Origin of the sequence: Methanothermobacter sp. K4 (genome assembly GCF_022014235.1) — an archaeon.
In the GTDB taxonomy this organism is placed as follows: domain Archaea; phylum Methanobacteriota; class Methanobacteria; order Methanobacteriales; family Methanothermobacteraceae; genus Methanothermobacter.
Genome location: NZ_JAKLTD010000001.1, coordinates 344,804 through 356,768 on the forward strand (window position 1 = coordinate 344,804; position 11,965 = coordinate 356,768).

Below are 11,965 nucleotides of genomic sequence, written 5' to 3' on the forward strand. Positions count from 1 at the left end.
TAGATATTTATTCCAATTCATATTTAATAGGATCTCCCGACGCATCTTAATGGCTTAATATTTAAGGGTTTTCAACCAATAGAACTTCATAGATAGGAGAAGGTGTAGGGATGTCATGGCTTATTCTACTCCTGGTCTTCCTTTTATGTGCCCTCAGGACAGTGAAGGAAGATGACCAGACAGTTTCAGTGGTTATACCAGCGTTCAATGAGGAAAAGACCGTTGCAATGGTTGTTGAGGCAGCTAAAGGCTCTAAACTAGTGAGCGAGGTCATAGTGGTGGATGATGGATCCACAGATAACACTGCCGGGGTTGCAGAGGCTGCAGGTGCAAGGGTCATAAGACATGCCAGCAACCGCGGCAAGGGCGCTGCACTGAGGACCGGATTCAAGCATTCCAGTGGAGAGATAGTGGTTTTTATTGACGCTGACCTTGAGAATATGACAACAGAGAAAATTGAGAGGATGATAAGGCCCATAATCAGGGGGAGGGCGGACCTCACAAAAACACGTTTCAGGAGAAAGGCCGGAAGGGTTACTGAGTTAACTGCAAAGCCACTTCTGAATTTCTTCTTCCCTGAGATAAAATTCGAGCAGCCACTAAGCGGACAGTTCGCAGCCAGGAGATCTGCCCTTGAGAAGATGAAATTTGAGGAGGATTATGGGGTCGATGTTGGCATAGTCCTTGATGCGGATGTCCTTGGTCTCACAGTTAAGGAGGTGGATATAGGGACGATACACCATGACATGGCAAGTCTCAGGGACCTTAACCTGGTTGCCAACGAGGTTGTAAGGACCATAGTTGACAGGGCACTTGAGTACGGCAGAATAACCATGATGGACACCATGGGAAAGTCCATAAGAATGTGCATACTGGGCCTCTCACTTACAACCCTCGGGATATTCAGCATATTCTTTATAAGGACAATACCGGCAACAGCAGGGATCATTATAGCGGTTTCAGGGTCCATAGTTGCCGTTTATTACTTTATAAGCTTGATCAGGAGATCAATATACGTTTTCAGGCGTTCCCAGGGCAAGCTTCAGACTGTAAGATCATTCATATACATGCACTTCCCCATTCTGGTTTCTGGCCTCATCCTTCTTGCCATGATATCAACACTGCTGGGAGCCGTCAAGGTGGACGATGGTAAAATATCAATTGAACCGACATCAGGTAACCTGATAATATGGAAGAAGAGCAATGAAAACAGAACATTCGATGTCAGGGGACCATACAGGATTGACAGCGTACTTGAAAATGAGAATAACTCCATAAGAATTCCCGAGGAGGCGATAAATACCCTTGGACTTGATTATGGAGACAGGGTATTCCTGAATGATGAGGTCTATACCCTCAACAGGACAAGGGAAGGTGAAGGTAACATAATGAGGATCCCAACCAGTGCAAGGGAGGCCCTTGGGGTTAATGTGGGTGACGTGATCCAGGATGGAAATCTTCGAAAGATATTCAGCAATGTCTATGCAATTAGGAACATATCCCTCTCCAACATGACGGTCTATAACGGTGTCATAATTCAGTACGATGAGTCCCCGGCCTCGGAGGTCAAGGTTTACGTTGACAATAGGCTGGTTGCAGAGGCCAGCGGGGTCATGAAGAATGGTTCATACACTGTATCCGTTAATGGCGAAGTTATAAGAAATATAAGGTTCAGGGGAGAGGATTCCAGCTACAGGATATACCATGGGGGCCATACGGTAAAAATTGATATCAGAAGGGGGGCTTCATCTGACATGAGGTTTGCAACTGCATCTGAGGGTAAATTCCTCAACATATGGTCCTGAAGTCAGTAGTATACCCTTGCAGCTTCTTCCGGGTCGTCGTAGAGGCCGATGGCTGCAAGGGCCCCTATCTTACCCTGAGCCCCTGTTACCTCAATGAGATCTATTCCAAGGGGCTCTGCAACTTCCTCTGCATCCTCAACTTCCATGAAACTCTTTTTAGCCATTATTGAATACTCTTTCAGCTCTTCAGGAACCTTTATACCTCTGAAAACCGCGACAGATGTTTTATCTGAAAGGGTGTTCTCTTCAAGAAAACTTACAGCAAGATTGACCAGTTCATTGCTCCTACCAGGCTGCACCGCGAAGGCAAGGGCAACAGACACGCAGTTCTGTGTCTTGCGGGGGTTGTGTGGGTATAGCTGAACCGTCACATGGTCGATGTACTCAAATCCCCTCCGGCCAAGCTCCATGCCCATATTGTTGGCAAGGGTCCAGGTCGCGCCACTTTCAGGGGTGTCAGTGTCATCTATACCCAGGACAACCTTCTCGAGGCGGGGTGTTATTACTGCGGCCCTCCCGGGCTTTGAGCCACCTCCGACCTCATAGAGTTCGATTCTCCTCACACCCTCTGCCATACCCCGGCACATGGCAGCACCAACCCCGGCACCTGCAAGGCCGGCATGCACAACACGGACCTCATCACCCTCAACAGCCACCTCCTCTATTCCAGCGGCATTCAGACTTGCCTTAAGTTCTATTGGGGCCTTACCGGTATGTGCAAGGTAGGCGTGTCTGTTACCATCCCTCCGGGCCCTCTCTATCAGCTTGCTCGACCTGCTGTACTGGTATATCATCCACTCTGACCCTGAGATGCATGGGTGGTATTCCAGGATCTCAACGAGATCCCCGTCCACCATGGTGAGGACCTTCTTGTAGGGTGATATCCAGGGGTCCCTGAACCTTTCCTTCAGGTCTGATGGTTTGAGTATTTCCATGGAGGTTCTCCAGAAATATCAAATTTCGTTGAGTCTTCTGTACATTTTAACGGCGGCCTCAACGGCCCTCTTTGCATAGTCAACGCGCTGGTGGGCCTCAAGCCTCGTCATACCGGGGCCGGATATTCCCAGGGCCACGGGCTTATCATATTCGAGTGAAAGGTCCGCTATCTTACGTGAGGCATGCTGAACCACTATCTGGTCATGGTCCGTTGCCCCCTCAATAACAGCCCCCAGTGTGATAACTGCATCGATTTCATCATCCAGGAGAAGCTTCTTAACCGCGAGCGGCATATCGAATACCCCTGGAACGGCAATTACCCTTGTTATTTCGGATTCAAGAAATTTAGCATGTTCTTTTGCAAGTTCAAGCATCATATGTGTTATGTCATAGTTGAATTCGGCTACCACAGCCCCTATTCTGACATTTACCATTTAATACCTCCTTTAGAGCACAAGCGCGCCTGCAATGGTACTCAAGACCATTATAATTACTATGAGCAATGCTATTATCTGTGCCTTATTCATACCATCACCCCATCCTTGATATTTCCCTCAGGGTTTCTGCAAGGACATCAATGTCCTCCTCTGTATTGTAGTAGTGTATGGATGCCCTCACGGTGCCACCGGATTCATGAACTCCAAGGTGCCTCATGGCGGGTATCGCGCAGTGATGGCCGCTTCTAACACACACACCGGCGGTTTCATCCAGCAGCTTTGCAACGTCATGGGGGTCCATATTATCTATGTTGAAGGAAAGAATACCATAAATATTTTGGGGGTCACCATAGCACTGGATTTTATCAATGGATGAAACCTCACTGTAGAGTTTTCCGGTCATTTTCAGGCCATGCTTTCTGATTTTATGGATTCCTATCCTGTTGATGTAGTCTACGGATGCACCAAGACCTATGAAACCTGCTATGTTGAGGGTTCCTGCCTCGAACCTTGAGGGAAACTCTTCGAGGACGTAGTCATCTTCTGAGACATCAATGACGGTACCCCCACCCAGCATGAATGGTTCAAGTTCATCCTGGCACTCCCCCCTGCAGTAGAGGAAACCTGTCCCCACTGGACCCAGGGTCCCCTTGTGACCAGGGAAGGCTGCAAAGTCTGCCCCTAACTCCCTAACATCGACCTTCATATGTCCAATGGACTGGGCCCCGTCAATCATGTAGAGTGCACCGTTTTCATGGGCAATCCTTCCCACCTCCTTCACATCCTGCACCGTGCCGAGGGCATTGGATATGTGGGTTATGGTTACAAGTCGTGTGGTCTCATCGACCGCCTCCTCAACCCTTGCAGGGTCCACGGTGCCATTTTCATCTGCCCTCACTATCCTTACATCAACACCCCTTTCACGCAGCCTGAGCCAGGGCAGGAAGTTGGAGTGGTGTTCGATGTTTGGTACAACCACAGAGTCCCCCTTCCTGAATTCAAGGCCGCCTGCCACAATGTTTATGGCCTCAGAGGTGTTCTTTGTGAATACTATTTCGTCTTCAGAGGCATTTATGAATCCCGCAACCTTTTTTCGTGCTTCCTGAAGTTTTATGGTTGCTTCAACTGCAAGTGAATACGCCCCGCGTCCCGTATTGGCGTTGTATCCTTCAAAGTACTCTGTCATGGCCCTCACAATGGGGAGGGGTGTTGGAGTTGTGCTTGCAGCATCAAGGTACACCTTTTCCCTGAGGAGTGGTATGTCGGCCCTCACGTCCTCTGTACGCACAGGATCACCCCTCAATTCTTTTTGCTATCTCAGCGGCCATTTCCATTGTACCGAGACTTCCACCCAGGTCGGGTGTAACGAGTCCTGCTTCAAGGGTTTTTTCCAGTGCTTTCTGTATTTTGTGTGCTTCCGGGGTTTTGTTGAGGTGTTTTAGCATGAGTGTTGTTGTGAGTATCATGGCTGTGGGGTTTGCTATGTTTTTTCCGGCTATCTGGGGTGCTGATCCGTGGACTGGTTCGAATATTGCGTTTTTTTCTCCTATGTTTGCTGATGGTGCGAGTCCGAGTCCTCCGATGAGTCCTGCTGCTTCGTCTGAGAGTATGTCCCCGAAGAGGTTTGTAGTGACCAGAACCTGGAATTCCTGGGGCTGTGTTATGAGGTACATGGCTGTGGCGTCCACATAGTAGTCCTCTGCCTCCATCTCAGGGTAATCTGATGCCACCCGGTAGAATTCCTCCCTGAACACCCCATCGGTCTTTTTAAGGACATTGGCCTTGTGCACCGCGGTCACACGACTCCAGCCCTCCCTCCGGGCATACTCAAATGCGAACCTGCTGATTCTTCTGGAAGCACGGCGTGTTATGATCCTCCTTGCAACAGCACCATCAGCAGTGAACTCCTCATCACCCACATAGAGGTCCTCTGTGTTCTCCCTCACTATAACAAAGTCAAGGTCAGGGTAGAGGCAGGGGACGCCAGGGAGGGACTTAACAGGCCTCAAATTCGCAAAAAGATCAAATTCACGCCTTAATTTAACTATAACATCCGCTGCACTTTCACCTGCAGCACCAAAGAGGGTGGCGTCTGCCTCACCGATGATTTCAATTGTTTCATCTGGAAGGGCTGTCCCTCTACTCTCAAGGCACTCATCCCCTGCCTCTGCATATAGAAATTCAGGTTCAAGGTCCAGTTCCCCAAGTACGTGGAGGGCGGCCTCCATGACCTCCTTACCGATACCATCACCGGGTATAACGGCTATCTTCATGGTATTCACCCGTCAAATTCTCCCTTTTTCCTGAGGTAGGGTATGAGACCCCCACTTTCAAGTATTTCCACCATGAAATCAGGGAGTCTCTTGAAGGGGAATTCCTCCTCTCCCCGTATTATAACGCCCCTTTCGAGGTCCACCTCTATCTCATCACCCTCGTTGAGCTTATCTGTTATCCCTGGGGCCTCAAGGAGGGGTATACCCACATTTATGGCGTTCCTGTAGAATATCCTGGCAAAGGACTCTGCAATGACCGCGGCTATTCCGGCACCCTTGAGGGCAAGGGGGGCGTGCTCCCTTGATGATCCACATCCAAAGTTCTTCCCGGCAACTATGAAGTCACCTGGCCTGACCTTCGAGGAGAATTCAGGGTCGAGGCCCTCCATGACATGTTCCCTGAGTTTTTCAGGGTCACGCATCACAAGGTATCTTCCTGGTATGATTATGTCCGTGTCCACGTCATCGGGGAATTTCCAGACTCTTCCTTTCATATCTAAGCACCTCCACTATTCAAGTTCAGCAGGGTGGGTGATTCTGCCTGTAACTGCAGATGCGGCTGCAACCGCCGCTGATGATAGGTATACCTCTGCTTCAGGGCTTCCCTGCCTGCCCCTGAAGTTCCTGTTTGATGTTGAAAGGCTGACCTCTCCCGGCCCAACAAGTCCCACATGGCCTCCGAGACATGGTCCGCAGCAGGGGTTGCATACGAGGGCGCCGGCATCCACGAATATCTCCATGAGACCCTCTGAGAGGGCCCTGCGGTAGACCTCCCTTGAGGCGGGTATCACGAGCATTCTGACGTTGTCTGCAACCTCCCTGTTTTTCAGTATCGCTGCGGCATCCCTGAGGTCACTGAGGCGGCCGTTTGTACATGAGCCAAGGAAAACCTGGTCTATCTCAACATCCACCTCACTGACGGGCTTCACATTGTCAACGTTGTGGGGGCATGCCACCTGGGGTTCAAGGTCAGAAACATCAACCTCCATTACACTGAGGGAGGGTGCATCAGGGTCTGTCCTGAATACCCTGTAGGGTTTATCCGATCTCCTTTTCACGTACTTTATGGTTTTTTCATCAGGTTCAACTATTCCTGTTTTACCCCCCATCTCTATTGCCATGTTGGAGAGCACCATACGGTCTGATACGCTCATATCTGCAACGGTTTCACCTGCAAATTCACAGGCCATGTAGGTGGCACCATCTGCCCCAACCTCCCCTATGATGTTCAGTATGACGTCCTTTGCATACACATGTTTTCTGAGTGAGCCGCTTATCTCGAAGCGTATTGTTTCAGGTACCCTGAACCACAGTTTTCCGGTGGCAAAGACCATTGCCATGTCAGTTGACCCTATACCGGTGGTGAAGGCCCCCAGGGCACCGTGGGTGCAGGTGTGGGAGTCTGTCCCAACAATAACCTCTCCAGGCACCACATGTCCCTTTTCAGGTAGCACCTGGTGGCATACGCCCTCCCTGACATCATAGAAATTCTTTATACCCTGTTCCCTCACAAAGTCCCTCATTATCATGTGGTTCTGGGCAGCATCGAGGGAATCTGCAGGTACCTGATGGTCGAATATCACAACGATTTTTTCAGGGTCCCAGACCCTTTCCCTGCCTATCCTTTCAAAGGATTCAACCGACAGGGGCCCTGTGAGGTCATGGGTCATGGCGACATCTATACTGGCCATAACTATTTCACCGGCCTCCACTCGGTCTTTATCTGAAGCCCTGGCAAGTATTTTCTCAGAAACAGTCATAGACATCTTCTATCCTCCTTTAGCAGAATATACTGAAGGCATTACAAAATTTCCAGCAATGGATCCATGGGACTGGCTGTGAAAATTAGAGCATCCTTAAGGTTCAAATGTCCCCATATGTTCACTGGATATCTGCATTCCACCTTCATACTGAAAAACTCGGCTGAATTTTACAGTTATATTTTCACCCACCATTAATAAATACTTTGATAATAAAATTTAAATATTAAGTAATACAAGGTAGTAACAGTTTCAGGAATATTAGTTTCCAGGACCTCACCAAGTCTTTTATAGACGGTGCGTGATATTATTAATCAAGTGAGGGACCCAAATGAAGGAAGAACTTAAGAGGGAATATGAGAGGATTAAGGACAGAATGTCCCTTGAGGAATTTCAGGAGCTAATAGAGAAAAGAAAAGAGGAATATGGGGACGTAGGATTCATGGATGATGTTGCAATTGCAACCACGGTCGTTGATGAGATCCTCAGGGATGAAAATACGATGCTATCAGAAAAGGAAGAGCACAGGATGGATACCATATCCAAACTTGAGGAGGGTGCAGAGGCGCCGGTGACAGGTAGGGTCATGAAAATATCAAGCCCCAGGACCTTCACCACAAGGAAGGGAAGAGAGGGAAAACTTGCCAATGTGATCATCGCAGATAACACAGGTGAACTTCGAACTGTTTTCTGGACAGAGAACATGAAGCTCCTCAAAAAATTCAGTGAGGGCGATGTAATCAGGATAAGGGATGTTAGAATAAGGGGCGGGTTTGGAGGCAGAAAGGAGGCACATCTCATGCCAAGGTCAAGGGTTGAGGTCCTTGACCCTGCGGATTTCCCGGACTTTCCAGAATACAGGGAGGAGATAACCCCTATCGCTGACCTTGCAGAGGACCAGGAGGTCAACGTCATTGCAAGGATAACAGGCATATCCCGGGTGAGGACCTTTGAGAGGGATGGCCGTGAGGGAAGGTTCCTTTCACTTGAAATAATGGATGAAACCGGTTCAACCACATACACCATATGGAACAACGACGTCAGCCTTGTGGAGGAGCTTGGCCTTAAGGAGGGAGATGCGGTTAAAATACTGGGGGCCCAGACAAGGAGAAGGGATGATAATGTAACACTCACACACACCAGTCTGACCAGGATCGTGCCGGGCGAATATGATGTCCCGGAGTACAGTGAGAAGGTGGTTAAGATAGGGGACCTCCATGAAATGGAGAGTGCAACCGTAATGGGCCTCGTAACAAGGGTTCATGACCCTGTGGAATTTGAAAGGAATGATGGAACAACAGGCTCTGTAAGATCCATTGAGATTACAGATGATACCGGCTCTGCAAGGGTGACACTCTGGGATGATGACACCCGCATAAGGATCAACAAGGGGGACATTGTCAGGATATCCGGTGCAAGGGTTGAATTTGATGAGTTCAACCAGTCATACCGCATAAACACAAACTTCAACACCCGAATTACCGTCAACCCCGAATCTGATGGTTCGCTCCTTAAGGTCCTTGAGGAGTACAGGGAGCATCTTAGACCCCTCAAGATAGCCGAGATACTTGAAATGGAGGATGAGGGTGAGGAGGTTGATGTTGCAGGCAGGATATTCAGCCTCAGCGACCCCAGGGAATTTGAGAGGCAGGATGGAACCGGAATAGTGAGGTCAATGGAACTTGCAGATGAGACCGGCAGGATAAGGGTCAGCCTCTGGGACGAGAAGGCAGAAAAACCCCTGAATGTGGGGGATGCGGTGAGAATAGAGAATGCACGAATAAGGCTGGGCCTTTACAGCGTGGAACTCAACACAGGAAGAACAACCAGGATAGTTGAGCCCCTCCCAGAGGATATTGAGGATCTTCCCTCCTTTGAGGAGCTTGAGGAGATGCTCTACACCACAAAGAAGATCGATGAACTTGAGGAGGACGACAGGAACATAAGGATAATTGCAAGGGTGGTTGATCTCTTTGATCCCAGGGAGTTCCAGAGGGGTGACGGGACACCCGGCCTTGTGAGAACCGTGGAATTTGCTGATGACACAGGATCCATAAGGGCAAGCCTCTGGGATGATGCTGCGGAGAAACCACTGAGCATCGGAGATGCAGTGAGAATAGAAAACCCCCGCGTAATCTACAGGGATGATATGGGCGGAGAGAGACTTGAACTCAGCATAGGAAGAAATTCAAGGATTGAACCGGCAACTGAAAGGGATATCAGCGTGTTACCATCATTTGAGGAGCTCCAGGAGATCCTCTATCCACATGTAAACATTGAGGACCTTCAGGAGGATTCGAGAAATGTCATGATAAAGGGTGAACTCACAGAAATGGCAGGGAGGAGAATTCTGTCCATAAAGTGCCCATCGTGCAATGAGAGGCTTGAGCTCTCTGACGAGAACATCTGTAACTTCTGCGGCGCCCTTGTGGACGAGCCCCGATACCTCCTGATGATCCCGGGGAGGATCATGGATGATACCGGTGAGGTACTCATAACCTTCTTTGGAAGGGAGGCTGAAAAAATCCTGGGGATGTCCACAAGGGAGGTGGTGGATATCATAAACCAGTCTGCAGATGAATCGGCCCTTGAGGAGAGGGTTGAGGACCTTAACGGTGTCACTGTAGAGGTTATTGGAAACGCGGATTTTGATGAATACAATGAGGAACCAAGGTTTATACCCAGAAAGGTTGTGAAGGTTGAACTTTAAAATTGAAATTTAAGGGAGATTAAAATGGTTGAACTGGAAGATCTACCAAATGTAGGGGCCAAAACGGCACAGAAACTAAGGGACGCAGGATTCGGGGACATGATGCGTCTTGCCACAGCCACCGCCAAGGAACTCTCTGTGAAGGCGGAAATTGGCGAGGGAGTGGCTGAAAAGGTGATAGAGGCTGCTAGAAGGGCTGAGAAGATAGACTTTGAAACAGCCTTTGATGTGATGGAACGCCGAAAGGACGTGGGCCGAATAACAACAGGGAGCAAGGCCCTGGATGAACTAATAGGCGGCGGGATTGAAACACAGGCAATAACCGAGGTTTTCGGAGAGTTCGGTTCAGGTAAGAGCCAGCTATCCCATGAACTTGCAGTGACTGTGCAGCTGCCGGAGGAGATGGGAGGACTGGATGCCGAGGCAGTTTTCATAGATACAGAGAACACATTCCGTCCAGAAAGGATAGAGCAGATAGCCAACGCCTTTGAACTTGACCTTGAGGAGGTTCTAAATAAGATACACATTGCAAGGGCATTCAACTCAAGTCACCAGATACTCATGGCAGAGAAGGTGAATGAGCTCATACAGGAGGGTAAGAACATACGCCTCGTAATTGTGGACTCCCTCACAGCCCACTTCAGGGCGGAGTATGTTGGGAGGGAGGCCCTGGCAACAAGGCAGCAGAAGCTCAACCAGCACCTCCACACCCTCCAGAACATAGCAAACACCTACAATGCAGCTGTCTTTGTAACAAACCAGGTTCAGGCAAGACCCGACGCCTTCTTTGGAAGCCCCACAAAGGCGATAGGAGGACACGTCCTGGGCCATGCAGCCACCTACCGCCTCTGGCTCAAGAAGGGACTTGCAGGTAAGAGGATAGCAAGACTTGTTGACAGCCCCCACCTCCCGGAGGGTGAGTGTGTCTTCAAGATAACAGAAGCTGGTATCGTTGACTAAACCCTAATTAATTTTTATTTGATTTTTATGGGTTCCTTTGAAACGGTTCTGTCCATACTGATCCTTGTCCTCACAGGCCATGCACTTAAACTGGGGGGCATGCTGAGGGAGGAGGATGCATCATCCCTCAACCGGATTGTCATCAACCTTGCAATACCCTCACTGATATTCACATCACTCTACAGGGCCGATTTAAGCGGAATCGCGGATCTCTTTCTGATACCGCTGGTCTGTATAACCACAGGAGCATTATCAGGAACCATAGCCTATCTATGGGCAGGAAGGAGGGGTATGGATTCCAGGAAAACCTGGGGGATAATTGTGGCTGCAGCAATGATGAACTCAGGTTTCCTGGGTTACCCTGTAACTGAGGGAATATTTGGATCTGATGGTCTTTTGAGGGCCATATTCTATGATACAGGTACAACAGTGATGTTCACATCCCTTGGGCTTATACTATCATTTATCTCAGGGGCCGAAGGGACTGCAGTCGTTAAAAGGGCAGCCACCTTCCCACCCCTCTGGGCATTCATACTTGGGGTTACCTTCAACCTGACTGGATTGCCCGTGGGAATGGTAGGGACCGTCCTTGGTTATCTAGCCGGTGCAGCGGTTCCCCTCATAATGATTTCACTTGGTCTGTCGCTGAATTTCAGGTTCCTGAGGGATTCGCTGACTGAGGCCACATTTGTGAGTGCCTTGAGACTCATGGTCTCCCCTCTGATTGCGGCATTTATCGTTTACCTCTTATCATTTAAGGGTCTGGACTTCTCTGTAACGGTGCTTGAGGCATCAATGCCCTCGGCCATGCTTGCAGGGGTACTTGCAATTGAGAATGACCTTGACGTTGACCTTGTGTCATCATGCATATTCATGAGCACAATACTGTGTCTTGTGTCACTGCCAGTATGGTCCATTATACTCTGAAAAATTTATTTTAAATTCGAAATATAATGAAAATATTTTTAAATTTTGCCTATCTTATAAAAATAAATGTAATAGTATATAAATCTTACTTAAAATTTTTGATAGAAATGTTTATTTAGCAGTGTGCTATACCTTACATCAAATAAATGTCATTGCT

Annotated in this window: 10 protein-coding genes; 4 read left to right on the top strand and 6 right to left on the bottom strand. The window is 48.8% G+C overall.

What is annotated here, in order from left to right:
* Nucleotides 1-110: 110 nt before the first annotated feature.
* Nucleotides 111-1,805 carry a glycosyltransferase gene (locus L5462_RS01800; RefSeq protein ID WP_237779129.1) on the top strand — a complete coding sequence of 565 codons (1,695 nt, stop codon included), beginning with the start codon at nt 111-113 and terminating at the stop codon, nt 1,803-1,805.
* A 2-nt stretch (nt 1,806-1,807) separates the two neighbouring features.
* Here the strand turns inward: L5462_RS01800 and mmp11 are convergent, their stop codons facing one another.
* The 6 genes from mmp11 to hacA form a co-directional block, all read right to left on the bottom strand.
* Complete coding sequence (gene mmp11, locus L5462_RS01805; RefSeq protein WP_237779130.1) at nt 1,808-2,740, bottom strand: methanogenesis marker protein 11; 933 nt, start codon at nt 2,738-2,740, stop codon at nt 1,808-1,810.
* A gap of 18 nt (nt 2,741-2,758) precedes the next feature.
* A complete protein-coding gene (ribH, locus tag L5462_RS01810; RefSeq protein WP_237779131.1) occupies nt 2,759-3,175 on the bottom strand; it encodes a 6,7-dimethyl-8-ribityllumazine synthase in 417 nt (138 codons plus the stop codon).
* 97 nt (nt 3,176-3,272) lie between these two features.
* A complete protein-coding gene (locus tag L5462_RS01815) occupies nt 3,273-4,466 on the bottom strand; it encodes a cysteine desulfurase (RefSeq protein WP_237779132.1) in 1,194 nt (397 codons plus the stop codon).
* 4 nt (nt 4,467-4,470) lie between these two features.
* Nucleotides 4,471-5,451, bottom strand: a complete 981-nt coding sequence (locus L5462_RS01820) for a 3-isopropylmalate dehydrogenase (protein WP_237779133.1) — start codon at nt 5,449-5,451, stop codon at nt 4,471-4,473.
* A 5-nt stretch (nt 5,452-5,456) separates the two neighbouring features.
* A complete protein-coding gene (locus L5462_RS01825) occupies nt 5,457-5,945 on the bottom strand; it encodes a 3-isopropylmalate dehydratase small subunit (RefSeq protein ID WP_237779134.1) in 489 nt (162 codons plus the stop codon).
* A 15-nt stretch (nt 5,946-5,960) separates the two neighbouring features.
* Nucleotides 5,961-7,217, bottom strand: coding sequence for a homoaconitase large subunit (hacA, locus tag L5462_RS01830; RefSeq protein WP_237779135.1), 1,257 nt, complete (start codon nt 7,215-7,217; stop codon nt 5,961-5,963).
* A 325-nt stretch (nt 7,218-7,542) separates the two neighbouring features.
* On the opposite strand from hacA, the gene L5462_RS01835 reads away from it, so the two are divergent.
* Genes L5462_RS01835 through L5462_RS01845 form a run of 3 tightly spaced genes read left to right on the top strand, consistent with a single transcriptional unit; the run spans nt 7,543 to nt 11,808 of the window.
* Complete coding sequence (locus tag L5462_RS01835) at nt 7,543-9,921, top strand: OB-fold nucleic acid binding domain-containing protein (RefSeq protein WP_237779136.1); 2,379 nt, start codon at nt 7,543-7,545, stop codon at nt 9,919-9,921.
* A gap of 24 nt (nt 9,922-9,945) precedes the next feature.
* Complete coding sequence (gene radA / locus L5462_RS01840) at nt 9,946-10,881, top strand: DNA repair and recombination protein RadA (protein WP_237779137.1); 936 nt, start codon at nt 9,946-9,948, stop codon at nt 10,879-10,881.
* 27 nt (nt 10,882-10,908) lie between these two features.
* Nucleotides 10,909-11,808 (top strand): AEC family transporter, encoded by a 900-nt coding sequence (locus tag L5462_RS01845; RefSeq protein WP_237779138.1) that lies wholly within the window; start codon nt 10,909-10,911, stop codon nt 11,806-11,808.
* Nucleotides 11,809-11,965: the final 157 nt, after the last annotated feature.